The sequence below is a fragment of the Hydrogenophaga sp. genome, from assembly GCF_018780385.1.
GTDB lineage: Bacteria > Pseudomonadota > Gammaproteobacteria > Burkholderiales > Burkholderiaceae_C > Hydrogenophaga.
Genome location: NZ_JADMJO010000011.1, coordinates 1 through 24,739, shown reverse-complemented (window position 1 = coordinate 24,739; position 24,739 = coordinate 1). Strand labels below are relative to the sequence as shown.

The 24,739-nt window shown below is 66.4% G+C and carries 32 protein-coding genes; 24 read left to right on the top strand and 8 right to left on the bottom strand.

Translation table 11 applies throughout. The features are described from left to right. From IV113_RS06700 to IV113_RS06615, 18 genes are all read left to right on the top strand, one after another. The coding region (locus IV113_RS06700) for an amino acid--tRNA ligase-related protein (protein ID WP_291082021.1) at positions 1 to 218 on the top strand (218 nt) is incomplete at its 5' end. Between the two features lie 152 nt (positions 219 to 370). Beyond that, on the top strand, positions 371 to 691 hold the full coding sequence (locus IV113_RS06695) for a DUF883 family protein (protein ID WP_291082019.1): 321 nt from the start codon (positions 371 to 373) through the stop codon (positions 689 to 691). Positions 692 to 702: 11 nt separating this feature from the next. After that, positions 703 to 1,077 (top strand): phage holin family protein, encoded by a 375-nt coding sequence (locus IV113_RS06690; protein WP_291082017.1) that lies wholly within the window; start codon positions 703 to 705, stop codon positions 1,075 to 1,077. Further along, positions 1,074 to 1,388, top strand: a complete 315-nt coding sequence (locus IV113_RS06685; protein WP_291082015.1) for a YqjK family protein — start codon at positions 1,074 to 1,076, stop codon at positions 1,386 to 1,388. Before IV113_RS06690 ends, IV113_RS06685 begins: the two co-directional genes overlap by 4 nt. A 10-nt stretch (positions 1,389 to 1,398) precedes the next feature. Then, entirely contained in the window at positions 1,399 to 1,857 is a 459-nt protein-coding gene (gene nudB / locus IV113_RS06680; protein WP_291082013.1) for a dihydroneopterin triphosphate diphosphatase, read from the top strand. A 41-nt stretch (positions 1,858 to 1,898) separates the two neighbouring features. Further along, positions 1,899 to 2,627 carry an endonuclease/exonuclease/phosphatase family protein gene (locus tag IV113_RS06675; protein WP_291082011.1) on the top strand — a complete coding sequence of 243 codons (729 nt, stop codon included), beginning with the start codon at positions 1,899 to 1,901 and terminating at the stop codon, positions 2,625 to 2,627. Between the two features lie 47 nt (positions 2,628 to 2,674). After that, the gene (gene clsB / locus IV113_RS06670; RefSeq protein WP_291082027.1) at positions 2,675 to 3,940 is read left to right on the top strand and encodes a cardiolipin synthase ClsB; all 1,266 of its coding nucleotides are present in this window, start codon (positions 2,675 to 2,677) and stop codon (positions 3,938 to 3,940) included. 16 nt (positions 3,941 to 3,956) lie between these two features. Further along, entirely contained in the window at positions 3,957 to 5,000 is a 1,044-nt protein-coding gene (locus tag IV113_RS06665) for a ligase-associated DNA damage response exonuclease (protein ID WP_291082009.1), read from the top strand. After that, the gene (locus IV113_RS06660) at positions 4,997 to 6,853 is read left to right on the top strand and encodes an ATP-dependent DNA ligase (RefSeq protein ID WP_291082007.1); all 1,857 of its coding nucleotides are present in this window, start codon (positions 4,997 to 4,999) and stop codon (positions 6,851 to 6,853) included. The genes IV113_RS06665 and IV113_RS06660 overlap by 4 nt, the downstream gene beginning before the upstream one ends. 83 nt (positions 6,854 to 6,936) lie before the next feature. Further along, complete coding sequence (folE, locus tag IV113_RS06655; RefSeq protein ID WP_291082005.1) at positions 6,937 to 7,662, top strand: GTP cyclohydrolase I; 726 nt, start codon at positions 6,937 to 6,939, stop codon at positions 7,660 to 7,662. Between the two features lie 29 nt (positions 7,663 to 7,691). Beyond that, on the top strand, positions 7,692 to 8,117 hold the full coding sequence (locus IV113_RS06650) for a BLUF domain-containing protein (protein ID WP_291082003.1): 426 nt from the start codon (positions 7,692 to 7,694) through the stop codon (positions 8,115 to 8,117). 203 nt (positions 8,118 to 8,320) lie between these two features. Beyond that, a complete protein-coding gene (locus IV113_RS06645) occupies positions 8,321 to 9,202 on the top strand; it encodes a DMT family transporter (RefSeq protein ID WP_291082001.1) in 882 nt (293 codons plus the stop codon). 7 nt (positions 9,203 to 9,209) lie between these two features. Then, complete coding sequence (locus tag IV113_RS06640) at positions 9,210 to 10,055, top strand: DUF429 domain-containing protein (RefSeq protein ID WP_291081999.1); 846 nt, start codon at positions 9,210 to 9,212, stop codon at positions 10,053 to 10,055. A 49-nt stretch (positions 10,056 to 10,104) separates the two neighbouring features. After that, positions 10,105 to 10,608, top strand: a complete 504-nt coding sequence (locus IV113_RS06635) for a 6,7-dimethyl-8-ribityllumazine synthase (protein ID WP_291081997.1) — start codon at positions 10,105 to 10,107, stop codon at positions 10,606 to 10,608. A gap of 71 nt (positions 10,609 to 10,679) precedes the next feature. Beyond that, a complete protein-coding gene (locus IV113_RS06630; protein ID WP_291081995.1) occupies positions 10,680 to 11,186 on the top strand; it encodes a DM13 domain-containing protein in 507 nt (168 codons plus the stop codon). 42 nt (positions 11,187 to 11,228) lie between these two features. Further along, entirely contained in the window at positions 11,229 to 11,792 is a 564-nt protein-coding gene (locus IV113_RS06625) for a preprotein translocase subunit YajC (protein WP_291081993.1), read from the top strand. 95 nt (positions 11,793 to 11,887) lie between these two features. Continuing rightward, positions 11,888 to 12,109 (top strand): hypothetical protein, encoded by a 222-nt coding sequence (locus tag IV113_RS06620; RefSeq protein WP_291081991.1) that lies wholly within the window; start codon positions 11,888 to 11,890, stop codon positions 12,107 to 12,109. 46 nt (positions 12,110 to 12,155) lie between these two features. Continuing rightward, on the top strand, positions 12,156 to 12,677 hold the full coding sequence (locus IV113_RS06615) for a thermonuclease family protein (RefSeq protein ID WP_291081990.1): 522 nt from the start codon (positions 12,156 to 12,158) through the stop codon (positions 12,675 to 12,677). 1 nt (position 12,678) lies between these two features. Here IV113_RS06615 and IV113_RS06610 read toward each other — a convergent pair whose 3' ends face one another. The 3 genes from IV113_RS06610 to gpmA all read right to left on the bottom strand — a co-directional run bounded on the left by IV113_RS06610 (position 12,679) and on the right by gpmA (position 15,838). Then, positions 12,679 to 13,431: a HesA/MoeB/ThiF family protein gene (locus IV113_RS06610; RefSeq protein ID WP_291082025.1), complete on the bottom strand. Its 753-nt coding sequence runs from the start codon at positions 13,429 to 13,431 to the stop codon at positions 12,679 to 12,681. A 34-nt stretch (positions 13,432 to 13,465) separates the two neighbouring features. Beyond that, entirely contained in the window at positions 13,466 to 14,947 is a 1,482-nt protein-coding gene (locus tag IV113_RS06605) for a S41 family peptidase (RefSeq protein WP_291082023.1), read from the bottom strand. Between the two features lie 147 nt (positions 14,948 to 15,094). Next, on the bottom strand, positions 15,095 to 15,838 hold the full coding sequence (gpmA, locus tag IV113_RS06600) for a 2,3-diphosphoglycerate-dependent phosphoglycerate mutase (protein ID WP_291081988.1): 744 nt from the start codon (positions 15,836 to 15,838) through the stop codon (positions 15,095 to 15,097). A gap of 117 nt (positions 15,839 to 15,955) precedes the next feature. On the opposite strand from gpmA, the gene IV113_RS06595 reads away from it, so the two are divergent. The 4 genes from IV113_RS06595 (at position 15,956) to IV113_RS06580 (ending at position 18,270) form a co-directional block, all read left to right on the top strand. Further along, positions 15,956 to 16,366, top strand: coding sequence for a rhodanese-like domain-containing protein (locus tag IV113_RS06595; protein WP_291081986.1), 411 nt, complete (start codon positions 15,956 to 15,958; stop codon positions 16,364 to 16,366). A 38-nt stretch (positions 16,367 to 16,404) separates the two neighbouring features. Next, positions 16,405 to 16,662, top strand: coding sequence for a glutaredoxin 3 (grxC, locus tag IV113_RS06590; RefSeq protein WP_056272973.1), 258 nt, complete (start codon positions 16,405 to 16,407; stop codon positions 16,660 to 16,662). Between the two features lie 104 nt (positions 16,663 to 16,766). Then, positions 16,767 to 17,225, top strand: coding sequence for a protein-export chaperone SecB (secB, locus tag IV113_RS06585; protein WP_291081983.1), 459 nt, complete (start codon positions 16,767 to 16,769; stop codon positions 17,223 to 17,225). A gap of 22 nt (positions 17,226 to 17,247) precedes the next feature. After that, positions 17,248 to 18,270 (top strand): NAD(P)H-dependent glycerol-3-phosphate dehydrogenase, encoded by a 1,023-nt coding sequence (locus IV113_RS06580; protein WP_291081981.1) that lies wholly within the window; start codon positions 17,248 to 17,250, stop codon positions 18,268 to 18,270. A gap of 33 nt (positions 18,271 to 18,303) precedes the next feature. Here IV113_RS06580 and IV113_RS06575 read toward each other — a convergent pair whose 3' ends face one another. From IV113_RS06575 to panB, 3 genes are all read right to left on the bottom strand, one after another. Continuing rightward, positions 18,304 to 18,549, bottom strand: a complete 246-nt coding sequence (locus tag IV113_RS06575; protein ID WP_291081979.1) for a DUF1272 domain-containing protein — start codon at positions 18,547 to 18,549, stop codon at positions 18,304 to 18,306. Between the two features lie 17 nt (positions 18,550 to 18,566). After that, complete coding sequence (panC, locus tag IV113_RS06570) at positions 18,567 to 19,418, bottom strand: pantoate--beta-alanine ligase (RefSeq protein WP_291081977.1); 852 nt, start codon at positions 19,416 to 19,418, stop codon at positions 18,567 to 18,569. Positions 19,419 to 19,526: 108 nt separating this feature from the next. Continuing rightward, positions 19,527 to 20,414 carry a 3-methyl-2-oxobutanoate hydroxymethyltransferase gene (gene panB / locus IV113_RS06565; protein WP_291081975.1) on the bottom strand — a complete coding sequence of 296 codons (888 nt, stop codon included), beginning with the start codon at positions 20,412 to 20,414 and terminating at the stop codon, positions 19,527 to 19,529. A 72-nt stretch (positions 20,415 to 20,486) separates the two neighbouring features. Here panB and nadC point away from each other — a divergent pair, with 72 nt between their 5' ends. Beyond that, positions 20,487 to 21,350, top strand: a complete 864-nt coding sequence (gene nadC, locus IV113_RS06560) for a carboxylating nicotinate-nucleotide diphosphorylase (protein ID WP_291081973.1) — start codon at positions 20,487 to 20,489, stop codon at positions 21,348 to 21,350. Positions 21,351 to 21,369: 19 nt separating this feature from the next. Continuing rightward, complete coding sequence (nadA, locus tag IV113_RS06555) at positions 21,370 to 22,476, top strand: quinolinate synthase NadA (protein ID WP_291081971.1); 1,107 nt, start codon at positions 21,370 to 21,372, stop codon at positions 22,474 to 22,476. 87 nt (positions 22,477 to 22,563) lie between these two features. Here the strand turns inward: nadA and nadB are convergent, their stop codons facing one another. Next, positions 22,564 to 24,171 carry an L-aspartate oxidase gene (nadB, locus tag IV113_RS06550; RefSeq protein WP_291081968.1) on the bottom strand — a complete coding sequence of 536 codons (1,608 nt, stop codon included), beginning with the start codon at positions 24,169 to 24,171 and terminating at the stop codon, positions 22,564 to 22,566. Between the two features lie 8 nt (positions 24,172 to 24,179). Next, positions 24,180 to 24,739, bottom strand: a 560-nt coding sequence (locus IV113_RS06545) for a ScpA family protein (RefSeq protein ID WP_291081966.1), incomplete at its 5' end; no start/stop codon positions are given.

Genomic DNA, 24,739 nt, shown 5'->3' with positions numbered 1-24,739 from the left:
TGCAGTACGGCGCGCCGCCCCACGGTGGCCTGGCGTTCGGCCTGGACCGCATCGTCACGCTCATGACCGGTGCCGAGTCGATCCGCGACGTGATCGCCTTCCCCAAGACCCAGCGCGCCCAGTGTCTGCTGACCCAGGCCCCCAGCCTGGTGGACGAAAAACAGCTGCGCGAGCTGCACATCCGTCTGCGCAACGCGGACTTGGCAAAACCCGCCTGACCTGCGTCTTCGGCAACACAAAAAGGGCGACGACAGTCGCCCTTTTTCTTGGCATGGGCGCGCGGTTCCGCACTTGGGACGTGCGGTAACGAAAAGTACGGCTCTGTGGGACCGTGGGTTTGTTAGGATGACTTTTTGAAAGGAGCCCATCCATGAGCAAGAACGAACAAGACACCCTGGCTAACAAAGAGAAGCTGGTCGCCGACCTGCAGCGCGTCATTGCCGATGCCGAAGAACTGATGATGGCCACTGCCCACCAGACCGAAGGCAAGGTGGTGGAACTGCGCGAGCGCATCAACGAAAACCTGCGCCTGGCCCGCCACAAGCTGCTGGACGCGGAAGACGCGATCAAGGAAAAGACCCGTGAGGTGGCCCGCGCCACCGACGACTACGTGCACGAACACCCCTGGCGCGCTGTGGGCACGGCCGCTGGCATTGGCTTGGTGATCGGCCTGCTGATCAGCCGGCGTTGAACGGGCGCGGCATGTCTGCGCCACCGACACGCCTGTCGGCTTCACTCAAGGGGCTGACCGCCACCGTGCTGGAACTGCTCCAGTTGCGGCTGGAGTTGCTCAGCGTGGAAGCGCAAGAGGAAGTGCTGCGCGTCGGGGGCCTGCTGGTCTATGGCGCCGTGGCCGTGGCATTCCTCAGCCTGGGGCTGGGCTTTTTGGCCATGCTGATCACCGTGGCACTCTGGGACACCCACCGCCTTGTGGCGCTGGCGGTGTTCGCCGGGCTGTTTCTGGGCTTGGGCGGCGTTGCGGCCTGGCTGGCGCGCGAGCGGGTGCGCAGCGGCACCAGGCTGTTTTCGGCCACGGTGGAAGAGCTCAAACAAGACCGCGAGGAGCTGCGCTCATGAGCGCAGCGAAGCCCGATCGCGCCGAGCAGTTGGCCCGCCGACGCCAATTGCTCGTGCACCGGTCCGGGCGGGTGCGCGTTCAGGTGGTTGACCAGTTGCACGTGGTCCAGCCGGCGTTGGTGTGGGCCGACCGTTTGCAGGACGCCTGGCGCTGGGTGCGGGCGAACCCACTGGCCGTGGCGGGGAGCGTGCTGGCCGTTGCAGCGTGGCGGCCGCGCCGATCGCTGGGGCTGGCCCTGCGGGTGTGGTCGGCCTGGAAGCTGTTGCAGCGGGCCCGTTCGGCCGGCAACGCGGCGTCCCGCCTGTTCTGACCCGCCCTCCATGCCGGCGAAGATTCCCCAATCGGTGCTGGTCGTGATCCACACACCGGCGCTGGAGGTGTTGCTGATCGAGCGCGCTGACGCGCCGGGGTTCTGGCAATCGGTGACGGGCTCCAAGGACACGCTGGATGAGCCATACGAACTCACCGCCGTGCGCGAGGTGGCAGAGGAAACCGGACTGAACGCACGGGCGAGCGGCCACGCGCTCACCGACTGGGCGCTGGAGAACGTGTACGAGATCTATCCGCAGTGGCGCCATCGCTACGCGCCGGGTGTGACGCACAACACCGAGCATCTTTTCGGGCTGTGCATCCCTGAGTCCCTGCCCGTGCTGTTGAGCCCGCGCGAGCACCGCGACCAGGTCTGGCTGCCCTGGATGCGAGCGGCCGAACGCTGCTTCTCGCCGTCGAATGCCGAGGCGATTTCCTGGCTGCCCAGAATGGTGGCAAGGTTGAACTGATTTGCACAGGCCGCGGGTGGTGTTGGTGGCATGATTTGCCCATGAGCATTCTTCGTGTCGCCACCTACAACATCCACAAAGGCGTACAAGGCCTGGGCCCCGCGAGGCGGCTGGAGATTCACAACCTCGCACACGCGGTCGAGCAGTTCGATGCCGACATCGTCTGTCTGCAGGAAGTGCGTCAACACAACCGCAAACTCGAGAAGCAGTTCACACGCTGGCCCGACCTGGATCAGGCCAGCTACCTGACACCCGACGGCTACGAGGCCGTTTACCGCACCAATGCCACCACGCGCCACGGTGAACACGGCAATGCGCTGCTGTCGCGCTGGCCGGTGATCGACAGCAAGCACTCCGACGTCTCGGACCACCGCTTCGAGCAGCGTGGTCTGCTGCATGTGCAGCTGTTGATCGATGGCATCGAGGTGCATGTGGTCGTGGTTCACCTGGGGTTGATCCATGCCAGCCGCGCGCGCCAGGTGCAACGCCTGGGCGAGTACATCGCCACGGGGGTGCCCGAAGCAGCGCCGCTGATCGTGGCCGGCGATTTCAACGACTGGGGTGCCCAGCTGCTGCGGCCCATGGCAGACCTCGGCCTGCGCACCTTCGAAGGCATTCGTCTGCCGACCTACCCCTCGCGCCTGCCGTTGCTGCACCTGGACCGCATCTTCGTGCGCGGGCTGCGGCCGGTCTCGGCCCAGGTGCCGCACGGACGGGCCTGGTCGCGGATGTCGGACCACCTGCCCCTGATCGCCGAGCTGGAGTTGTGAAAGCCGCCGACAAGTTGTTGCGCCGCTCGCGCGCTGTGCGCGGTGCCCTGCGAGGCGGTCACCAGTTGTTGTTGCTGCAGGGCGGCGCCGAGCTTTTCCCGGCCCTGGTGGACGCCATGGATGCTGCGCGCCGTGTGGTGCACCTGGAAACCTACATCTTCGAGTTCGCCGGCTCTGCGCTCAGCGTGGCCGAAGCGCTGGAACGCGCCGCCCGCCGTGGCGTGGTGGTGCGACTGGTGATCGACGGCGTGGGCACGCCGACGGTGCCCGAGTCCTGGCAACAGCGGTTCGACGAGGCCGGAGTGCATTGGCACATCTATGCGCCGCTGGGGCGCTTCGGCCTGCTGCTGCCCAGCCGCTGGCGGCGGCTGCACCGCAAGCTCTGCGTGGTCGACGGCACGGTGGGCTTTTGCGGCGGCATCAACATCATCGACGACCAGGACGACGTGGCGCTGGGCAAGCTGGACGCACCGCGGCTGGACTTTTCGCTGCGCGTGGCCGGGCCGCTGGTGCTCGACATGGCCGAGACGATGGAGCAGCTCTGGTGGCGCCTGCAAGCCGCTCGCAGTGCGCGCCGACGGGAATTCAAGGCGGCGTGGGAAGCCTTGCGCGAATCGCGCCCCGTGGGAGATTTCTCGCGCCTGCTGCAAAAACTCGACACGGCCCGCACCAGCGTGCAGGGTGCGGACGGCGACAGCACGTTGGGTGACTCGGCCGCCGCACCCCTGGGCGTGGACAGTGCGCGCGCCACCCTGCTGCTGCGCGACAACGTGAGCCACCGGCACGACATCGAGCGGGCCTACCTCAAGGCCATCGGCGCGGCGCGGCGCGAGATCGTGATCGCCAACGCGTACTTCATCCCCGGGCGCAAGCTGCGCCGCGCGCTCATCCTGGCGGCTGCGCGGGGCGTGCGGGTGCGCCTGCTGTCGCAGGGCAAGTACGAGAACTTCTTCCAGTACCGCGCCGCGCGGCCGGTCTACCAGCACCTGGTCAACGCCGGCATCGAGATCCACGAGTACGCACCCAGTGCCCTGCATGCCAAGGTGGCGGTGGTGGACGAGCGCTGGGCCACGGTGGGCTCGACCAACCTGGACCCGCTTTCAATGCTGCTGGCGCGCGAGGCCAATGTGATGACCACCGACCGGCGCTTTGCCGAGCTGCTTCGCAGCCACCTCGATGGCCTGGTGCAAAACGCCGGTGACATGGTCGATGTGCGGGCTCTGAGCAGCCGGCACTGGACGCAGCGTGTGCTCGACCGCATCGCATTCGGCATCATGCGCGCCACGCTCTTCGTCACCGGTCATCGCTATTGACGAAACTCCCAAGGCCATGAACGACGACCTGATCGTCCAGCGCCCGCAAGGTCTGTACTGCCCGCCGGGCGATTTTTACATCGACCCGTGGCGCCGGGTCGAGCGCGCTGTGATCACCCACGCGCACGCCGACCACGCGCGCCCGGGCCATGCGCACTACCTGGCCACCGCTGTGTCCGAAGGCCTGTTGCGCTCGCGCCTGGGGCAGGGCATCAACTTGCAAGGCCTGGCGTATGGCGAGGTGGTGGAGCACAACGGCGTGCGCATCTCGCTACACCCCGCCGGCCACGTGCTGGGCTCGGCGCAGGTGCGGGTGGAGCACGGCGGCCGGGTGTGGGTGGCCAGTGGCGACTACCGCACCACACCAGCCGGCGCCAAACCCGATCACACCTGCACGCCGTTCGAAGCGGTGCGCTGCAATGTCTTCATCACCGAGTCCACCTTCGGCCTGCCCATCTACCGCTGGCGGCCCGATGCCGAGCTGTTCGGTCAGATCAATCAATGGTGGTCCGACAACGCCGAGGCCGGGCACGCCAGTGTGCTGGTCTGCTACAGCCTGGGCAAGGCGCAACGCATCCTGGGCGGGGTGGACGCAGCCATCGGCCCCATCGTCTGCCACGGCGCGGTGGAGCCGCTCAACCGCGCCTACCGTGCCGCCGGTGTCAACCTGCCCGAGACACTGATGGTGAGCGACGTGACCGACAAGGCCAGCCTGCAGCGCGCGCTCGTGCTCTGCCCCGGCAGCGCGCTGGGCACGCCGTGGATCAAACGCTTCGGTGATTTCTCGGACGCGTTTGCCAGCGGCTGGATGCAGGTGCGCGGCCAGCGCCGGCGTGGCGGCCACGACCGCGGCTTCGTGCTCAGCGACCACGCCGACTGGCCCGGGCTGCTCGGCGCGATCGGTGCCAGCGGTGCCGAGCGCGTGATCGTCACGCACGGCAGCATCCCGGTGCTGGTGCGCTACCTGCAGGAGCAAGGTCTGCAGGCCGAGGGTTTTGACACCGAGTACGGCGACGAACATGAGACCCGAACCGAGAGCGCGCCAGCGTCGACCCCATGAAGCGCTTTGCCGACCTGTTTGCCGAGCTCGATGCGACCACCGCCACCAGTGCGAAGGTAAAGGCGCTGCAACGCTACCTGGGCGCTGTGGACGACGCTGACGCGGCCTGGGCGGTGTACTTCCTCTCGGGCGGCAAACCGCGCCAGCTCATCAAGACCGCGCAGCTGCGGGCCCTGGCCGAAGAGGCGTCCGGCCTGCCCGCGTGGCTGTTTGACGCGAGCTACCAGGCCGTGGGTGACCTGGCCGAAACCATCGCGCTCGTGCTGCCGGCGCCTGAGAGCGCAGACGGCCTGGCCACCAGCCTGAGCGACTGGATGGAGCAGCGTCTCCTGCCTCTGCGCGGGCAGCGCGACGAGGTGGTGGCCGTGGCCCTGCGCGCCTGGTGGCGCGAGCTCGATGCGACCGGGCGTTTCCTGCTGGTCAAGCTGGTCGGCGGCGGTTTCCGCGTGGGCGTGAGCAAGCTGCTGGTGCAGCGCGCCATCGCCCAGCACGCGGGGATCGACGCCAAGCAGGTGGCCGCGCGCATGATGGGATTCACCGACGGCAAGCGACTGCCGACGGCGGCGCAATACCGGTCGCTGCTGGCACCCGCCGAGGCGCCGGGCGATCAATACGCGGCCCGCGAGCCCAGCCAGCCCTATCCGTTTTTTCTCGCCAGCCCGCTGGGCATGGATGCCGGCGACGACCTGCTGGGCATGGAAGTGGCCAGCACCGACATCGCGCAGGCCATGCAGGCGCGCCTGGGCCCGGCCACCGACTGGCTTGCCGAATGGAAGTTCGACGGCATCCGTGGCCAGCTCGTCAAGCGCGCCGGCCAGGTGTGGGTGTGGTCGCGCGGGGAGGAGCTCATGAGCGAACGCTTCCCCGAGCTCCAAACACTCGCCCAGCGCTGGCCCGACGGCACGGTGGTCGATGGCGAGATCCTGGTCTGGGCCGAAGGCGACGGCGTGAGCGCCTTGCCGGGCAGCGACCGGCCCGGTCGACCCGCGCCGTTTGCCCTGTTGCAACAGCGCATTGGCCGCAAGACACGGAACGCCAAGGTGCTGGCCGATGCGCCAGTGAGCTTCATGGCTTACGACCTGCTGGAAGCCGATGCGCAAGACTTGCGCGCGCAGCCGCAGACCGAACGCCGCGCGCGCCTGGAGGCCCTGGCCGCGGAGGTGAACGCGGTCACCGGCCCACGCCTGTGGCTGTCGCCGCGCATCGAGGGCAGCGACTGGTCCACGCTCGCCGAGCAGCGATCGAAGGCGCGTGAACTCGGCGTCGAGGGCCTCATGCTCAAACACCGCCGCAGCAGCTACGGCACCGGGCGGCAGAAGCGCTGGGCGGGCCCGAACACCGACACCGACGAAGGCGTGCTGGCCTGGTGGAAATGGAAGATTGATCCCCTGAACATCGACGGCGTGCTGATCTACGCCCAGGCCGGTCACGGCCGCCGGGCCTCGGTCTACACCGACTACACCTTTGCGGTGTGGAACCGCGCACCGGCCGGCGCCGCAGAGGCACAGGCCGTGGTGGACGCGATCGCTCGCCGAGAACCCGCCGTGCCCGGCGCGCTGCAACTGGTGGCCTTCACCAAAGCCTATTCGGGCCTGACCGACGACGAATTCAAGGCGGTCGACACCGTGATCCGCCAGCACACGCTGGAGAAGTTCGGCCCGGTGCGCAGCGTGCGACCGACCCTGGTGTTTGAACTTGCCTTCGAAGGCATCGCCCGCAGCACCCGCCACAAGAGCGGCGTGGCGCTGCGCTTTCCGCGCATGCAACGCATCCGGTACGACAAGCCGTTGCACGAGGCGAGCACGCTGCCAGATCTGGAAGCCTTGCTGGGGGCGAATGCGGGGGCGGTGTGACAGACCCGATGTCTGCCTCACCGCGCGGCCTCGTGAAAAAGCCTTATTCGTGCTTGAAAGAAAAGTGGGTGATAGCATGCCCCATGCTCATGAAATCCGACTCCGCCATGATCCCAGCCGTCTCCGACGACGACCACGGCACGCCCGTCTCCGTCAAGATCCGCGAACGCGTGAAGGCGGCCCGCCAGCGCTTCCACTCGAACGACAACATCGCCGAATTCATCCGGCCCGGTGAGCTCGACCTGTTGCTCGACGAGGTGGCCGAGAAGATGAAGGGCGTGCTCGACAGCATGGTCATTGACCTTGAGAACGATCACAACACCGGCGACACCGCGCGCCGCGTGGCCAAGATGTACATCAAGGAAGTATTCAACGGCCGCTACGTCAAGGGTCCGGCGGTCACGGAGTTCCCGAACGCCGAACACCTCAACGAACTGATGATCGTGGGTCCCATCACCGTGCGCAGTGCCTGCAGTCACCACTTCTGCCCGGTGATCGGCCGCATCTGGATCGGGGTGATGCCCAACGAACACACCAACGTGATCGGCCTGTCCAAATACGCACGGCTGGCCGAGTGGATCATGGGCCGCCCGCAGATCCAGGAAGAAGCCGTGGTGCAGCTGGCCGACCTGATCCAGGAGAAGACGCAGCCCGACGGCCTGGCCATCGTCATGGAGGCCAGCCACTACTGCATGGCCTGGCGTGGCGTGAAGGACATGGACAGCAAGATGATCAACTCGGTCATGCGCGGCGTGTTCCTCAAGGACCCCAACCTGCGGCGCGAATTCCTCTCGCTCATCCCTCGCTGAATCCACCGCTCATCCCGAAGAAGACCGCCATGCTAGTCCGCCTCCTCTACGTCAGCCACGCTGTCGAAAAAGACTCCCCCCGCGTCATCGAGTCCATTCTGGAATCCGCGCGCTCGCACAACATGGGCTACGGCATCACCGGTGTGCTGTGTTACGGCGGCGGCGTGTTCCTGCAAGCCATCGAAGGCGGTCGCAGCGCGGTCAACACGCTCTACAGCCACATCGTGGCCGACCCGCGCCACACAGGGGTGGAGCTGCTGCACTACGAAGAGATCACCGAGCGCCGCTTCGGGGGCTGGACCATGGGCCAGGTCAATCTGTCCAAGCTCAACACCTCCATCGTGCTGAAGTATTCGGAGAAGCCCGAGTTCGATCCTTATTCGGTGTCGGGCAAGGTGTCGTTGGCACTGCTCGAAGAGCTGATGGCAACCGCGAGCATCATCGGAAGAGCGTGAATTCCCCCCTGCGCCGCTGCGCGGCTTCCCCCCTCTCTGGCGCGCCTTCGGCGCTGGGCGGGGGGACGGCACCTTGGGCCGGCAGAGCCGGACCCTCGTTGCCACTGGAGTAAGGCACTTCGCTCGTTGCGTATCTTGGCTCTTCCTCCCTCTCCCGCTAGCGGGAGAGGGTTGGGGTGAGGGCATGACTCCGACGCTTCACCATGTCCCTGACTGCGCTCACTCTGATCGTTCTCGCGGGCCTGATCCACGCCTGCTGGAACATCGCCGCCAAGAAGGCCGGAGGCGACGCACGCTTCGCGTTCTTCAGCGCCTTTCTCATGATGCTGGTGTGGGCGCCCCTGGGCTGGTGGGTCGGACGCGATGTGGTGGCCGATTGGGGCACCGTGGAGTGGGCGCTGGTGCTTGCCAGCGGCGTCCTGCACGTCTTCTACTACGTGATCCTGCTGCGCGGCTACCGCAAGTCCGATCTCACGGTGGTGTACCCCATGGCGCGCGGCACGGGGCCGCTGTTGTCCTCGTTCATCGCCATCGTGCTGCTGGGTGAGCAGATCTCCGCCCTGGGTGTGGCGGGCATTGCCGGCGTGGTGGGTGGTGTGTTCCTCATTGCCGGCGGGCCCGGCTTGCTGCGCGCGGCGCACGACCCGATGGCACGCAAGCGCGTGCACAAGGGCATGGTGTACGGCGTGGTCACGGGTGTCTTCATCGCGGCCTACACCGTGGTCGACGGCTACGCGGTCAAGATGCTGTTGATGTCGCCCATCCTGGTGGACTACATGGGCAATTTCGTGCGCGTGGCGCTGCTGGCGCCCAGCGTGCTGCGCGATCTGCCCACCGCCCGCCTGCTGTGGCACACGCAGTGGCGTTACGCGTTGCTGGTGGCGGTGGTCAGCCCGGTGGCCTATGTGCTGGTGCTGTTCGCCATGCAGCAGGCGCCGTTGTCGCACGTGGCGCCAGCGCGCGAGGTGTCGATGTTGTTTGCCGCGCTCATCGGCGGGCAGTTGCTCGGCGAAGGCGACCGCCTCGCGCGCTTGCTCGGTGCCATCTTGATCGCCGCCGGCGTGATGGCGCTCGCGCTGGGATGATCGCGGCATGACGCCTTCAACTTCGCCCGTCCTGCTGGGCTGCGATTTCACCAGCGCGCCGAGCCGCCGCAAACCTATCGTGCTGGCGGTCGGCCGGACGGACCGCAACCGTGTGGTCTTGAGTGGCATCGAGCGCTTCGAGACGCTCGACGGCTGGCTGGCGCGCATGTCAGCACCCGGTACCTGGGTGGGCGGCTTTGACCTCCCCTTTGGCTTGCCGCGTGAGCTGGTGACCGCCTTGGGCTGGCCCACCGACTGGGCCGCCTGCATGGCGCACTACGCCAGCCTCAGCCGGGAATCCATCCGCGAGTCGTTTGCCGGCTTTTGCAACGCACGACCGGTGGGGGGCAAGTTCGCGCACCGCGCCACCGACGGCCCGGCGGGTTCGAGCCCCAGCATGAAGTGGGTCAATCCGCCGGTGGCCTTCATGCTGCACGCGGGTGTGCCGGGCCTCATTGCTGCGGGCCTCACCTTGCCGGGTCTGCACCCGGGCGATGGCGAGCGTGTGGGCCTGGAGGCCTACCCCGGCCTGCTGGCGCGCAGCGTGCTCGGTGGCACGTCGTACAAGAGTGATGACAGGGCCAAGCAGACTCCTGATCGGCTGATCGCTCGCAAGACGCTGATCAACGCACTGGAAAACGGCCAGGCACCGCTGCTGCTGGCTGCTGGCCTGCGCCTGAAGCTCACGCACGCCCAGCGTGATCAATTGGCCGACGATGCCAGCGGTGACAGTCTGGACGCCGTGCTCTGCCTGCTGCAAGCCGCCTGGGCGCAAGTACAGCACGCCGCAGGCCACCCGCGCTGGGGCCTGCCCGAGTTCGATCCGCTGGAAGGCTGGATCGTGACCGCCTGACACCCCTGCTACCTACAATGGCCGTGAGCCATTTGCCACATTCCACACCATGAACACCACCCCGACCGAACTCCCCACGCTGCCCGAACTGCCCGCCGGTCTGCGCTTTGCTTTCGTCGAAGCCTCGTGGCACGCCGACATCGTGCACCAGGCCCGTGATGCGTTTTTTGAAGAAATGGCGCGCGGTGGTTTTCCGGCCGAGGCCATCGACGTGTTCGACGTGCCGGGCGCGTTTGAAATCCCGCTGCACGCGCAGCGTCTGGCGCGCTCGGGTCGGTACGCCGCGGTGGTGGGCAGCGCGCTGGTGGTGGACGGCGGCACCTACCGCCATGATTTCGTGATGCAGACCGTGGTGCAGGCGCTGATGGACGTGCAGTTGGACACCGGCGTGCCGGTGATTTCGGCGGTCCAGGCGCCGCACCATTTCCACGAGCATGTGGAGCACCGCCGCTACTTCATGCGCCACTTCGCCGTGAAGGGCACCGAGGCCGCGCAGGCCTGTCTGCAGACCGTGGCCGGGCTGCGGCGCCTGGACGCCTTGTTGCCGTCTTGAAAGTGGCCCGTTGGCTGTAAGGCTTTCGCCCGTTGCCAGACGAACCAGGGTCTCGTTGAAGGAGTCCTCGCATGCCTGACACCGCCCGCCCCGCTTTTCGCCGCCGCATGCTGATGCTCATGGCGTCCCATGCGCTGGTCCTGCTCGTGGGCTTCGCCGCAGGCATCTATGCGCTGCCCATCCTGACCGCGCCGGACGGCCCCAGCACCGAGCAAGTGGCTCAGGCCGCTGCGGGCAGCACCTACACCGGAGAGTTCCGCCGCGACTTGAAGGACAGCGATGCTCTGCACTGGGGCGAGGGCACGGTGACCGTGAGCCCTCAACAGATCACGTTCGCTGGCCGTCTCGCGCCGGGGCCGGACTACAAGCTCTACCTGTCTCCCGAGTTCGTGGAGACCGAAGACGACTTCAAGCGGCTCAAACCGACCATGCTGCGCGTGGGCGACGTGAAGACCTTCGACAACTTCATCGTGACCTTGCCTGCGGGCGCCGACCCTTCGCGCTACACCAGCGTCATCGTGTGGTGCGAGACCTTTGACCAGTTCATCTCCGCTGCGCGTTACCGCGATCCCGCCTGAGCCCTTGCAGCCGGGCCCAGCGCGCGCACAATCTCCGGGACCATGAACCTTGCCAGCTTCGGCCCCTTGTCTCTCACCCTGTTCGCCTCGCTGGTCATTGCGCTGGTGCTGCTGGCCATCCGCATCGTCGTGATGCAGCGCGTGCAGCAACGGCGCCAGCGTGAAAACCGACAGGAAACCGAACGCCTCAAATCGCTGGTGGCGGCTTACCGCGCACTGGCTGGGTCGTTCTCGCCGGCCACGGTGGAAAACGCATCACAGATGGAAGAAACACTGGCCGAGATCGTGCTGTTCGGTTCCCTGCCGCAGGTGGAGCTGGCCGCATCTTGTGCGCGTGCCTTGCGGCGCGGCGAATCACCCGACTACCAGCCGCTGGTGGAAGAACTGCGCTCCGATCTGCGCCGCCAGCTGGGGCTGGAGCCGATTCCCGACACGCTGGTGCTGCCGGCTTCGGGCCCAGGGCGATCGACGCGCATGGGTCGGGGCGAAGGCGAGGGCGGCCGTGGCGGTGGCGGAGGTACAGGTGGTGGTGGCGGTGCGGGTGCCGGGGGCGCGGCGGGTGGGTTGGGTGCCGGCCTGATCGCGTCCGAGGCCATCAACTCCTGAAACCGCCACCATTTGGTGCATCATGGCGCCCAGCGCTGCGTCGGGGGTCGACTTGACCCGGTGACGGAAGCGCGTCCTCACAGAACGGAAACCTCATGAACACAGCGAAACTGGTCGGCATTCTCCTCATCGCCGCGGGCGTCATCGGCCTCGTGTACGGCAGTTTCAGCTATACCAAGGAAACCGAGGCCGTGAAGCTGGGCCCGCTGGAGCTCACCGTGAAAGAAAAGGAAACCGTCAACGTACCGGTGTGGGCCGGCATTGGTGCCATCGTGGTGGGCGCGGCGCTGCTGGTGATGGGTGGCAAGAAGGGCTGAAGCACTTCGCGCCCGGATCGAGGTCGATGTTGCGCTGACCTGTTGCATGCCTTTGCGCGGGATGTGTCGGTTCGCGCTCGCCTGTGCCTGTGTTCTTGCTGGCGCGGCCCACTCGCAGGAGTTGCAGGACGAGGTCTACAGCGCGCGGGTCAGCCGCGTGTTTGACGGCGACACGCTCTGGGTCAAGCCGCTGCAGGGAGGGCGTTACCGCAAGCTGCGCCTCGACGGCATCGATGCGCCCGAGATCTGCCAGCGCGGCGGAGAGGCGTCACGCGATGCTCTGGCCCGCCGCGTGTTGAACCAGGTGGTGGAGGTGCGCGTTCGCAGCCAGGACGACTACGACCGTGGCATTGCACGCATCGTGCACCAAGGGGACGACGTCGCCGCCTGGCTGGTGGGCAATGGTCAGGCGTGGTCGTACCGCTGGCGGCGCAGTCTGGGGCCGTTTTCTGCCGAGGAAGCCGCCGCAAAAGAACGAGGCCGAGGCTTGTTCGCAGAGGCCGCACCCGAGCTGCCGCGTGATTTTCGCAAGCGCCACGGGCCGTGCCCGATGCCACCGCGCGGTTGAATCAGGGTGGGTGGCCGCACACCGCGCACTGCGGGTTCTGTGGCAGTGAGATCTCGGTGAAAGCAAGGTCACGCCCGTCAAGCATGAGCAGCTTGCCGGTGAGGCGTGAGCCCAGGCCAGTCAGCAGTTTCAGCGCCTCGGCCGCCTGCATGGTGCCCACGATGCCCACCAGCGGCGCGAACACGCCCATGGTCGCGCAGCGCGTTTCCTCCAGATCCGCCGATTCGGGAAATACGCATGCATAGCAGGGGTTGTCCGGACTGCGCGCGTCGAACACGCTGAGCTGCCCGTCCATGCGGATCGCCGCCCCCGAGACCAGCGGCTTGCGGTGCTTCACACAGGCTCGGTTGATGGCGTGGCGGGTGGCGAAGTTGTCTGTGCAATCGAGCACCACGTCGGCTTGGGCAATCAGGTCGCTCAGCAAGGTCGCGTCGGCCCGCTGCACGATGGGTGTGACCCGCACGTCGGGGTTGATGGCGGCAATGGCTTCCACGATGGACTCGGCCTTGGGGCGGCCCACACGCGCCAGGTTGTGCGCAATCTGGCGTTGCAGGTTGGTCTCGTCGACCACGTCGTGGTCGACCACCGTGATGCGGCCCACGCCAGCGCTGCCCAGGTACAACGCGACGGGTGAACCCAGGCCACCCGCGCCGATGATGAGCGCGTGCGAAGCCAGCAAGGCTTCCTGGCCTTCGACGCCGAGTTCGTTGAGCAGGATGTGGCGCGAGTAGCGCAGGAGCTGTGCGTCGTCCAAAAGCGTCACAGCGGGCTGTCAGCCCGCTGTGTCCTCAATTTTCTTTTTTCTCTTCGGTGCGCACGGTCTGGCTCTTGCTCACCATGACCGGACGACCCTTGAGCTGGTTGATCGCTTGCACAAGCTGGAAGTCTTTGTCGGTACCGAACTCAGGCACGAGACGCTGACCCGGATTCTTCCGGACTTCCTCTTCGAGCCGTTTGCGCGCCAGCTCGCGGTCTTCGCCGCGCTGCTGCTCAGCCGCACGCATGGCGTCTGTCATCGGTGCCACCGTGGCCTTGGGGTCCTTGCCGTTGGTCAGGCTGTTCGACAGATCGGCTTCTCGCGTGCGCAGAGCTGCGAACACATTGCCTTCCAGCGTTTCGTCGACCAGCACGTCGGGCACGATGCCCTTGCCCTGGATGGAGGTGCCCATCGGCGTGTAGTAGCGCGCCGTGGTCAGCTTCAGGCCGGTGTCGGGGCCGAGCGGGCGCACGGTCTGCACCGAACCTTTGCCAAAAGTCTGGCTGCCAATGATGGTGCCGCGTTTGTGGTCTTGCAGGGCACCGGCCACGATCTCGCTGGCCGAAGCCGAGCCTTCGTTGACGATCACCACCAGAGGCACGCGCTTGAGGGCGCCCTTGGTGTTTTCGGTCAGGCGCTTGATGGGGTCGTTGCCACCACGGCGCAGGTAGTGCTGCGGAATGGCCTTGTAGATGAACTTGCTGTCTTCCAGCTGGCCGTTGGTGGACACCACGGTCACGTTTTCCGGCAGGAAGGCGGCCGACAGGGCCACGGCGGCGTCGAGCAGACCACCCGGGTCGTTGCGCAGGTCCAGCACCAGGCCTTTGAGGTTGGGCTCGGTCTTGTACAGGTCCTCCACCTTGCGGGCGAAGTCTTCGATCGTGCGCTCCTGGAACTGCGACACACGCACCCAGGCGTAACCCGGCTCCACCACGCGCGACTTCACGCTCTGGGTCTTGATCTCTTCGCGGGTGATGGTCACCGGGAAGGTGCGATCCTCGTCCTTGCGGAAGATGGTCAGCAACACCTTGGTCTTGGGCTCGCCGCGCATGAGCTTCACGGCGTCGTTGATCGACAGACCTTTGACATTGGTGTCGTCGATCTTGGTGATCAGGTCGTTGGTCTTGAGGCCGGCGCGGAAGGCGGGCGAATCTTCGATGGGGGAGACCACCTTGACCAGACCGTCTTCCATGGTGATCTCGATGCCCACACCCACGAAGCGGCCGCTGGTGCCTTCGCGGAATTCCTTGAACGATTTCTTGTCGAAATACTGGGAATGCGGGTCCAGGCTGGCCACCATGCCGGTGATCGCCTCGGAAATCAGCTTTTTCTCGTCCACCGGCTCCACATAGTCGGTCTTGACCATGCCGAAAACCGCGGCGAGCTGCTGCAGCTCTTCGAGCGGCAAGGGCGCCAGCGTGCCGCGGGCCACCGCTTGCAACTGGACCGTGGTCAGCGCACCCGCGACCGCACCAATGGCCACCCAGCCTGCAATCTTCAGCTTGTGACTCACCTGTTTTGCCATTGAATTACCTCAGTAGTAACGCCCATACCGGACCACTTGACCCGACGGCGGATCAATATACACCTATGAGCACGGAGAATCGGTTCGGTTCCCCAATGCCCGGCCCGATGCCCGGGCGTTCCCGATCGCCGGTTTTCAGGCCTTGCCTTGTGCCGCCACCGCAGCGGCCGCCTGGGCTGCCGCCTCGGCGTCGCCCAGGTAGTAACTTTTGATCGGTTTGAGGTCGGCGTCCAGCTCGTAGACCAGCGGGATGCCGTTGGGGATGTTGACGCCCACGATGTCGCTGTCGCCAATGCCGTCAAGATACTTCACCAGCGCGCGGATGCTGTTGCCGTGGGCGGCCACCACCACGCGTTTGCCAGCCCTGATGGCGGGTGCCATGGCTTCGTTCCAGAACGGCAGCACACGCGCCACGGTGTCCTTGAGGCACTCGGTCAGGGGAATTTCCTCGGGCTTGAGGCGGTCGTAGCGGCGGTCGCCGCGCTCGCTGCGCGGATCGCCCGCCTCCAGCGCGGGCGGCGGCGTGTCGTAGCTGCGACGCCAGACCAGCACCTGCTCATCACCGTACTGTTTGGCCATGTCGGCCTTGTTCAGTCCCTGCAGCGCGCCGTAGTGGCGTTCGTTGAGGCGCCAGCTGTGCACCACTGGCAGCCAGGTGCGGTCCATCTCGTCGAGCACGTGCCACAGGGTGCGGGTGGCACGCTTGAGCACACTGGTGTAGGCCAGGTCGAAGTCGTAATTCTCCGCTTTGAGCAGCCGACCGGCGGCTTTGGCTTGCTCCAGACCGGTGGGGGTGAGGTCGACATCGGTCCAACCGGTGAAGCGGTTTTCCAGGTTCCAGGTGGATTCGCCATGGCGAATCAGGACGAGTTTGTGCATGGGGAAGAGGTGGCGTTGGGGGGCAATGGAGCGGTGAAATGCGACTGCACCGTGGAACACTTTGGCACAGTGCAGCCCGACATTCTAAAATCGCGGGCTTACTCGAAAGGTGTCCTCGTGAGTTTCTTCATCGATAACTGGATTTTGCTGGCCGTGGCGTTCTCGTCGGGCGCCATGCTGCTGTGGCCCATGGTCTCTGCGGGCGCGCGTGCCGGCTCGCTCACCACGGTGGAGGCCGTGCAGCTCATGAACCGCGACAAGGCGGTGGTGGTGGATGTGAGCGAGCCCGCCGAATTTGCCGCGGGCCACGTGATCGGTGCCAAGAACGTGCCGCTGTCGGAGCTGGAAGCCAAGCTGCCCGGCACCGTCAAGAACAAGGCCATGCACCTGATCCTGGTCTGCCCCAACGGATCCAAGGCGAACCGCGCCGTGGCCATGGCCAAGAAACTGGGTTACGAGAATGCGCAATCCCTGACGGGCGGCATGGGCGCGTGGCGCGCCGCCAGCCTGCCGGTGCAAAAAGCCTGATCATTTGGGCTTCGTTTTCGCACCGACAGGAAGTTCGCATGGCCAAAGTCAAGATGTTCACCAGCGCCTATTGCCCCTACTGCAGCGCCGCCAAGGCGCTGTTGCAAAAGCATGGCGTGGCCGATCTGGAAGAGGTGTTCGTCGACGGGCAGCCTGAACTGCGCGCGCAGATGAGAGCCGTCACCGGCCGCACCAGCGTGCCGCAGATCTTCATTGGCGAACAGCACGTGGGTGGTTGCGACGACCTGCACGCGCTCGATGGGCGCGGTGGACTGGTGCCCATGCTGCAAGCCTGAGTCATCGAGCCGCCTTGTTGGGCTGACATAATTCGCCTTGTGCCCGCCGCGGGAACGATCCTCCGGCGGGTTTGTTTTTTCAACGCATTCTTCGAGACAACACCATGGCAGAAAACCAGGAACCCACCTTCCAGATTCAGCGCGTCTACCTCAAGGAGGCGTCGCTTGAGCAACCCAATTCGCCCGGCATCCTGCTCGAGCAGGAGCAGCCCACGGTGGACATCCAGCTCGGCGTCGAAGCCAGCCCGGCGGCCGACGGTGTGTTCGAGGTCTGCGTGACCGCCACCGTGACGACCAAGATCAAGGACCGCACCGTGTTCCTGGTGGAAGCCAAGCAGGCCGGCATCTTCGAGATTCGCAACCTGCCGCAGGAGCAGATGGGTCCGATCATGGGCATCGCCTGCCCGCAGATCGTCTACCCCTACCTGCGCAGCAACGTGGCCGACATCATCCAGCGCGGTGGGTTCCCGCCCGTGCACCTGGCCGAGATCAACTTCCAGGCCATGTACGAGCAGCAGCAGGCGCAGGCCGCCGCCGACGCTCCCCGCATCGTCACCCAGTAAGGCCTTGCCCGGCACCGGCCCGATGAACATCGTCGTGCTCGGCGCGGGCGCCTGGGGCACTGCACTGGCCATCAGCGCGGCCACGCAAGCAGGTGAGTCGCGGCGCGTGACGCTCTGGGCGCGAGACGCGCAGCAAGCCGCCGACCTGAAACAACACCGAGAGAACCGCCGCTACCTGAGCGGGGTGGCGGTCCCGCAGGTGTTGCAGATCGCCACGGGCCCACTGCACGGAGGTGCAACCCCGCTGGCAGGTGCCGACCTCGTGATCATCGGGACCCCCATGGCTGGCCTGCGCACCATGCTGGCGTTGCTGGCCAGCCAGAGCGTCCCGGTGGCGTGGCTGTGCAAAGGTTTCGAAGCTCCGCTGGATGCTGATCATTCCACGGGTTTGATGGGTCATGAGGTGCGCTCCCAGGTGGCGCCCCAACTGCTGGCGGGGGTGTTGAGTGGTCCGAGCTTCGCGCTGGAAGTGGCGCGCGGACAACCCACCGCCCTGGTGGCGGCCAGCGAACACGCCAGCGTGCGAGACACACTGGTGGCTGCTTTTCACAGTCCCTCGCTGCGCGTGTACGCCAACGACGACATCGTGGGTGTGGAGGTGGGCGGTGCGGTGAAAAACGTGCTGGCGATCGCCACCGGCCTGTGCGACGGCCTGGGCTTGGGGCTCAATGCGCGTGCGGCGCTCATCACCCGTGGCCTGACCGAAATGACGCGCCTGGGGCTGGCCTTGGGCGCCAAGGCCGAGACCTTCATGGGGCTCTCGGGCCTGGGCGATCTGGTGCTCACGGCCACTGGCGACCTCTCACGCAACCGCAAGGTGGGCCAGCTGCTCGCGCAGGGCATGAACCTGCAACAGGCGGTGGATTCACTGGGCCATGTGGCCGAAGGTGTTTACAGCGCCCGCACCGTGGCCCGGCGTGCGCGTTCGCTCGGCGTGGACATGCCGATTACCGATGCGGTGGTGGCCTTGCTGGACGGTGACCTGCTGCCTGCGCAGGCTGTGGCCGCGCTCATGGGCCGCGACCCCAAGGACGAACTGCTCTGACCGATTGGGCAAAGCAACTTGCCCGACGCCGGTTCAAGGTGCAGCGCAACCCGCCGGGTTGAACACCCGCTCGGTCGATGCCGGGTTGCGTGCCAGCGCCGCCGCTGGCCGGCGCGGGCGGCGCACCAGCTCTCCGCTGCAGTTCGGACAGGTGTTGTTCAACTTCGTTTCCGCGCATTCGCTGCAGAAGGTGCATTCAAAGGTACAGATGCGTGCGTCCAGCGATTCGTTGGGCAGGTCGCGGTTGCAGCATTCGCAGTTCGGACGCAGCTGAAGCATGGCAAGGCCTTTCGACGTCAGACTTCAAAGTTGTCGATGAGCCGGGTTGTGCCCAGGCGTGCAGCGCCCAGCACCACCAGTGGATCGCCCGCCTGAGGCGCTTGCAGGTCAACCCGGCGGCGCACCGTGAGGTAGTCGGGCTGCCAGCCGCGCGCGGCCAGGTCTGCCATGGCGCGCGCCTCCAGCGCGGGCAGGCGCCGCGCCAGACCGTCGGCGGCGGCCAGTGCATCGCGCCCCAGGGAGCGCAACGCCAGCGAGAGTTGCACGGCCTCGGCACGTTCGCTTTCGCTCAGGTAACCATTGCGCGAGCTCAAAGCGAGGCCGTCGGGTGCACGCTGGGTGTCGCCACTGACGATGGTGATGGGCAGGGCAAACTGCCTCACCATGCGGCGGATCACCATCTGCTGCTGGTAGTCCTTCTGCCCGAAGATGGCGTGGCGCGGGCCCTTGGCCTCGGAAAAAGCGCACTGGAACAGTTTCATCACGACGGTGCACACGCCCGTGAAAAAGCCGGGGCGGAAGTGGCCTTCGAGGATGTCGGCCAGATCGGCGGGCGGCTGCACCTTGAAGTTCTGGGGCTCGGGGTACATCTCTTTTTCAGACGGTGCAAACACCACGTCGCAGCCCTCCGCAGCGAGCTTGTCGCAATCGGCCTGCAGGGTGCGCGGATAGGTGTCGAAGTCTTCGTGGGGCGCGAACTGCAAGCGGTTGACGAAGATGCTCGCCACGGTCACGTCGCCCAGCGGCTTGGCCGTGCGCACCAGATCGAGATGGCCCGCGTGCAGGTTGCCCATGGTGGGCACCAGCGAGGGGCTGTTGAAGGGGCGCAGCGTGGCACGCAGGTCTTCGAGGGTGTGGACAATTTTCATGAGGGAGAAGTGTCTTTTCAAGGGGCGCCGCGGAACCGGCTTTGCCGGGCCGCCAGCGCCGCCCCCTTGAGGGGGTAGCGCCGCAGGCGCTGCGGGGGTGATCCAGTGCTACCAGGCGTGAAGCGCGTCGTCAGGAAAACTGCCGTCTTTCACGGCGCGCACGTAGGCAGCCATGGCGTCGCGCACGCTGCCGGCGCCTTCCATGAAGTTGCGCACGAACTTGGGGTTCTTGCCCAGATTGACGCCCAGCATGTCGTGCATCACCAGCACCTGGCCGGCGGTGTCCTTGCCCGCGCCGATGCCGATGGTGTGACAGGTCGGGAGTTGCCGTGTGATCTCTGCAGACAGGGCCGCGGGCACCATCTCCAGCACGACCATGGTGGCGCCTGCGTCCTGGAGTTCGAGTGCATGGCGTTTGAGCACGAGTGCGGCTGCGTCGCCACGGCCCTGCACGCGGTAGCCTCCCAGCGCGTGCACCGTCTGCGGTGTCAGGCCCAGGTGTGCGCAGACCGGGATGCCGCGTTCGACCAGGAAGCGCACGGTCTCGGCGGTCCAGCCACCGCCTTCGAGCTTGATCATGTGCGCGCCGGCGTGCACCAGCTGGGCCGCGCTGCGCATGGCTTGTTCTTTGGATTCGTGGTAACTGCCGAAGGGCAGGTCGCCGAGCAACCAGGCCGTGCCCTGCACGCGGCGCAGGCCGCGCGCCACGCTCTCCACGTGGTAGGCCATGGTCTCCAGCGTCACGCCAGCGGTGCTGGCCAGGCCTTGGCAGACCATGCCCAGCGAGTCGCCCACCAGGATGCACTCCACACCGGCCGCGTCGGCCACCGCGGCGAAGGTCGCGTCGTAAGCGGTGAGCATGGTGATCTTCTCGCCCCGCTCGCGCAACTCATTCAGGCGCGGCAGACTCACGGGCTTGCGCTGGGGCAGGGGCGAGGCGGTGGGCAGCGTGCCATAGGGCGTGGCCATGGGCGCAGTCGGGGTGGGGGTGCTCATTCGGGGTTCCCGCGTGTTTCAGGGGTGGGTGAGAATGCGGGACTATAGACCATCCCGGTATGCTTGCGGCCCATGAAACACCTCTCTGAATTCACCCTCGAAGACCTGCATGAACTGGCCCGGCGCGATGTGGCGCTGGCCCTCGCTGAAGACGTGGGCGGGGGTGATCTGACCGCCGCGCTGGTGGACGCCACCAAGCCGGCGCGGGCACGCATTCTGGCGCGCGAGTCGGCGGTGATTTGCGGCACGCCGTGGGTAGAGGCCGCCGTGGTGGCGCTGGACCCCCAGGCCCGGCTGACCTGGCACGTGACTGAGGGCCAGCGCTGCGCGCCCGACCAGACCGTGCTCACCATCGAAGGCCGGGCACAGCCGCTGCTCACCGCCGAGCGAACAGCGCTCAATTTTTTGCAGATGCTCTCGGCCGTGGCCACCAAGACCGCGGTGTTCGTGGACGCGGTGGCGGGCACGCGCGCGCAGATCGTGGACACGCGCAAGACCTTGCCGGGGCTGCGGCTGGCACAGAAATACGCGGTGAAGACCGGTGGGGGTGTGAACCACCGCATCGGCCTGTATGACGCGGTGCTGATCAAGGAAAACCACATCGCCGCGGCCGGCGGCGTGGCGCAGGTGCTGCAACGCGTGCGCGAGACCGCGCCCCAGGCGCGTTTTGTGGAGATCGAGGTGGAAACGCTCGCCCAGCTCGACGAGGCCCTGACCAGCGGCGCCACCATGGTCTTGCTGGACAACATGGACATCCCCACCTTGCAGGAAGCGGTGCGGCGCAACGCGGGCCGTGCGGTGCTCGAAATCTCTGGTGGTGTGAACCTGCAGACCGTGCGCGCACTGGCCGAAACCGGGGTGGACCGCATCTCCATCGGCGCCCTCACCAAGGACGTGAAGGCAATCGACTTTTCCATGCGATTCGAGGCGCTCTGACGCCTCGCGAAAGACAACCATGAACACCGAAGCCAGCGTCATCGACGTCGAATACGAACAACCCGCCTGCCCCACGCAGCACGCCTGGGCGCGCGTGCCGGTGGAACCGGGTCCCAAGCAGCGCGCCGAACTGAAGGACAAGATCCGCCGCCTGCTGAAGGAGCGCAACGCGGTGATGGTGTCGCATTACTACGTGCATCCGGACCTGCAGGACCTGGCCATCGAGACCGGGGGCATCGTGAGCGACTCGCTGGAGATGGCGCGCTTCGGTCGCGACCACGCGGCGCAGACCTTGATCGTCTCGGGCGTGCGCTTCATGGGCGAGACGGCCAAGATCCTGAGCCCGGAGAAGACCGTGCTCATGCCCGACCTCGACGCCAACTGCTCGCTCGACCTGGGCTGCCCCATCGACGAGTTCAGCGCCTTCTGCGACGCCCACCCGGACCGCACGGTGGTGGTGTACGCCAACACCAGCGCGGCGGTGAAGGCACGTTCCGACTGGCTGGTCACGTCCAGCTGTGCGCTGGACATCGTGAGCGCGCTCAAGGACAAAGGCCACAAGATCCTGTGGGCGCCCGACAAACACCTGGGTGGCTACATCCAGCGTGAGACGGGTGCCGACATGGTGATGTGGGGTGGCGCGTGCATCGTGCACGACGAATTCAAGGCCTTCGAGCTGCAGGCGCTGATGAATGAGCATCCGCAAGCCAAGGTGCTGGTGCACCCGGAGAGCCCGGTCGACGTGATCGCGCTGGCCGACTCGGTGGGTTCCACCTCGGCCATCCTGAAAGCGGCGCGCGAGATGGACGCACCCGAATTCATCGTGGCCACCGACAACGGGATGATGCACATGCTGCGCCAGCAGAACCCGGGCAAGGTGTTCATCGAAGCCCCCACCGCCGGCAACAGCGCCACCTGCAAGAGCTGCGCGCACTGCCCGTGGATGGCGATGAACGGGCTGGCCGGTGTGGCGCAGATCCTGGAGAAGGGTCTGAACGAAATCCACGTCGACCCGGCGTTGATCCCGCGCGCTCGGCTCCCGATCGACCGCATGCTCGCATTTACTGGTGCGCAGCGCTTGGGCAACGACCCGGGCGCTCTGGTGCCCAACATCGGTGCCGCCTGATCCATCCGTTCGGGCAGAGCTTGTCGAAGCTCATGCCAACACGTGGGTGAGCCCTTCGACAGACTCAGGGCGAACGGGATGGTGGGCTCAGCGAGCGGGAGGCACCAAGATGGTCGGCTTGGCGACTGGCAGCAGTTCTGGATAGTCGCGGCTGAAGTGCAGGCCGCGGCTCTCGTGCCGCAGCATGGCCGACATCACGATCAGGTCGGCCACCTGCACCAGGTTGCGCAGCTCCAGCAGGTCGCGTGTGACGTGGAACTGTGAATAGAACTCGTGGATTTCGGTCTGCAGCAACGAGATGCGGTGCGCCGCGCGCTCCAGCCGCTTGTTGGTGCGCACGATGCCCACGTAGTCCCACATGAAGCGGCGCAGCTCGTCCCAGTTGTGCGAGATCACCACCTGCTCGTCGGCGTCGGTCACGCGGCTGTCGTCCCACTGTGGCATGGCTGGCGTGCCGGCGTCGGCTGCCGAGCGAATCGCATTCACCGCGCCTTGCGCAAACACCATGCACTCCACCAGCGAGTTGCTCGCCAGGCGGTTGGCGCCGTGCAGGCCGGTGCAGGTGGTTTCGCCCACCGCGTAAAGACCGGCAATGTCGGTGCGGCCACCCAGGTCGGTCACCAGACCGCCGCAGGTGTAGTGCGCGGCCGGCACCACGGGAATGGGTTCCTTGGTGATGTCGATGCCCAACTCGGCGCAGCGCGCCAGGATGTTGGGAAAGTGCTCCTGCAGGAACTCGGGTGGCTGGTGCGAGATGTCCAGATGCACGCAGTCCAGACCGTGCTTTTTCATCTCGAAGTCGATCGCGCGCGCCACCACGTCGCGCGGCGCGAGCTCGGCGCGCGGGTCGTGGTCGGGCATGAAGCGGTGGCTGCCCAGGTGTGGTGGCAGCTTGAGCAGGCCGCCTTCACCGCGCACCGCCTCGGTGATCAGGAAGCTCTTGGCGTGCGGGTGGTACAGGCAGGTGGGGTGGAACTGGATGAACTCCATGTTGCCCACCTGGCAGCCCGCGCGCCATCCCGCAGCAATGCCGTCGCCGGTGGCGGTGTCGGGGTTGGTTGTGTAGAGGTAGACCTTGCCCGCACCACCCGTGGCCAACACGGTGTGGGTGGCGCTGAAAGTCACGACCTCGTCACGCACGGTGTCGAGCACGTAGGCACCGAAGCAGCGCTCGGCCACGTGGCGTACCTCGTCGTGGCCGGGCAGCTTGCGGTCGGTGATCAGGTCCACCAGCATGTGGTGCTCGAACACCTGGATGGCGGGTGTGTTGCGCACGCGCTCGATCAGCGTGGCCTGCACCGCGGCGCCCGTGGCGTCGGCCGCGTGCACGATGCGGCGGTGGCTGTGGCCACCCTCGCGCGTGAGGTGCAGCTCACCCGCTTCCAGCGAAAAAGGCACGCCGAGTTCCTGCAGCCAGGCGATGGCCGCGGGCGCGTTCTCCACCGTGAATTGCGTCGCTTCGAGATCGCACAGGCCAGCGCCCGCGACCAGCGTGTCGTCCACGTGAGATGCGAGGCTGTCACCCTCGGCCAGCACGGCGGCTATGCCGCCTTGGGCCCAGTTGCTCGATCCATCGAGCAGGGCGCGCTTGGTCACCACGGCCACGCGGTGGGTGGTGGACAGGTGCAGTGCCGCGGTCAGACCGGCCAGGCCGCTGCCGATGATGAGGACGTCGAAGCGGTGTGAGTCGGTCATTCGAAACTTCAGGAAGGGGTGTAGGCGAGGCGCACGTAGATGGGGGCGAATGCCTCGGCCTGGGTCAACTCGATGAGTGTTTCTTTGGCCAGTTCGAGCATGGCAATGAAGGTGACGACCAGCACCGGCGAGCCTTTCGCGGGGTCGAACAGCTCGCCGAATTCGACGAACTTGCGGCCCTGCAGGCGGCGCAGCACGATGCTCATGTGCTCGCGCACCGAGAGCTCTTCGCGGCTGATCTTGTGGTGTTGCACGAGCTTGGCGCGCTTGAGGATGTCGCGCCAGGCGCTTTGCAGGTCGATGGCGCTCACATCGGGGAAGCGCGGCGCCAGCGCCTGCTCCACGTAGACCTGGGCGCGCAGGAAATCGCGGCCGTACTGCGGTGCGTCGGCCAGGCGCTGGGCGGCCAGTTTCATCTGCTCGTATTCAAGCAGGCGGCGCACCAGCTCGGCGCGTGGGTCTTCCGGCTCCTCGCCCTCGGCCGTCTTCTTGGGCGGCAGCAGCATGCGCGATTTGATCTCGATCAGCATCGCCGCCATCAGCAGGTACTCGGCCGCCAGCTCCAGGT

Bases quoted from the DNA above. Each gene is read 5' to 3' on its own strand.
- nudB (WP_291082013.1), top strand. From the start codon at position 1,399: ATGCCGGCGAAGATTCCCCAATCGGTGCTGGTCGTGATCCACACACCG.
- IV113_RS06695 (WP_291082019.1), top strand. From the start codon at position 371: ATGAGCAAGAACGAACAAGACACCCTGGCTAACAAAGAGAAGCTGGTC.
- IV113_RS06625 (WP_291081993.1), top strand. From the start codon at position 11,229: ATGAACCTTGCCAGCTTCGGCCCCTTGTCTCTCACCCTGTTCGCCTCG.
- IV113_RS06665 (WP_291082009.1), top strand. From the start codon at position 3,957: ATGAACGACGACCTGATCGTCCAGCGCCCGCAAGGTCTGTACTGCCCG.
- IV113_RS06675 (WP_291082011.1), top strand. From the start codon at position 1,899: ATGAGCATTCTTCGTGTCGCCACCTACAACATCCACAAAGGCGTACAA.
- secB (WP_291081983.1), top strand. From the start codon at position 16,767: ATGGCAGAAAACCAGGAACCCACCTTCCAGATTCAGCGCGTCTACCTC.
- IV113_RS06645 (WP_291082001.1), top strand. From the start codon at position 8,321: ATGTCCCTGACTGCGCTCACTCTGATCGTTCTCGCGGGCCTGATCCAC.
- IV113_RS06640 (WP_291081999.1), top strand. From the start codon at position 9,210: ATGACGCCTTCAACTTCGCCCGTCCTGCTGGGCTGCGATTTCACCAGC.
- panB (WP_291081975.1), bottom strand. From the start codon at position 20,414: ATGAGCACCCCCACCCCGACTGCGCCCATGGCCACGCCCTATGGCACG.
- IV113_RS06690 (WP_291082017.1), top strand. From the start codon at position 703: ATGTCTGCGCCACCGACACGCCTGTCGGCTTCACTCAAGGGGCTGACC.
- IV113_RS06580 (WP_291081981.1), top strand. From the start codon at position 17,248: ATGAACATCGTCGTGCTCGGCGCGGGCGCCTGGGGCACTGCACTGGCC.
- nadA (WP_291081971.1), top strand. From the start codon at position 21,370: ATGAACACCGAAGCCAGCGTCATCGACGTCGAATACGAACAACCCGCC.
- IV113_RS06650 (WP_291082003.1), top strand. From the start codon at position 7,692: ATGCTAGTCCGCCTCCTCTACGTCAGCCACGCTGTCGAAAAAGACTCC.
- IV113_RS06575 (WP_291081979.1), bottom strand. From the start codon at position 18,549: ATGCTTCAGCTGCGTCCGAACTGCGAATGCTGCAACCGCGACCTGCCC.
- panC (WP_291081977.1), bottom strand. From the start codon at position 19,418: ATGAAAATTGTCCACACCCTCGAAGACCTGCGTGCCACGCTGCGCCCC.
- IV113_RS06615 (WP_291081990.1), top strand. From the start codon at position 12,156: ATGCCTTTGCGCGGGATGTGTCGGTTCGCGCTCGCCTGTGCCTGTGTT.
- nadB (WP_291081968.1), bottom strand. From the start codon at position 24,171: ATGACCGACTCACACCGCTTCGACGTCCTCATCATCGGCAGCGGCCTG.
- IV113_RS06620 (WP_291081991.1), top strand. From the start codon at position 11,888: ATGAACACAGCGAAACTGGTCGGCATTCTCCTCATCGCCGCGGGCGTC.
- nadC (WP_291081973.1), top strand. From the start codon at position 20,487: ATGAAACACCTCTCTGAATTCACCCTCGAAGACCTGCATGAACTGGCC.
- IV113_RS06685 (WP_291082015.1), top strand. From the start codon at position 1,074: ATGAGCGCAGCGAAGCCCGATCGCGCCGAGCAGTTGGCCCGCCGACGC.
- gpmA (WP_291081988.1), bottom strand. From the start codon at position 15,838: ATGCACAAACTCGTCCTGATTCGCCATGGCGAATCCACCTGGAACCTG.
- IV113_RS06630 (WP_291081995.1), top strand. From the start codon at position 10,680: ATGCCTGACACCGCCCGCCCCGCTTTTCGCCGCCGCATGCTGATGCTC.
- folE (WP_291082005.1), top strand. From the start codon at position 6,937: ATGCTCATGAAATCCGACTCCGCCATGATCCCAGCCGTCTCCGACGAC.
- IV113_RS06635 (WP_291081997.1), top strand. From the start codon at position 10,105: ATGAACACCACCCCGACCGAACTCCCCACGCTGCCCGAACTGCCCGCC.
- IV113_RS06660 (WP_291082007.1), top strand. From the start codon at position 4,997: ATGAAGCGCTTTGCCGACCTGTTTGCCGAGCTCGATGCGACCACCGCC.
- grxC (WP_056272973.1), top strand. From the start codon at position 16,405: ATGGCCAAAGTCAAGATGTTCACCAGCGCCTATTGCCCCTACTGCAGC.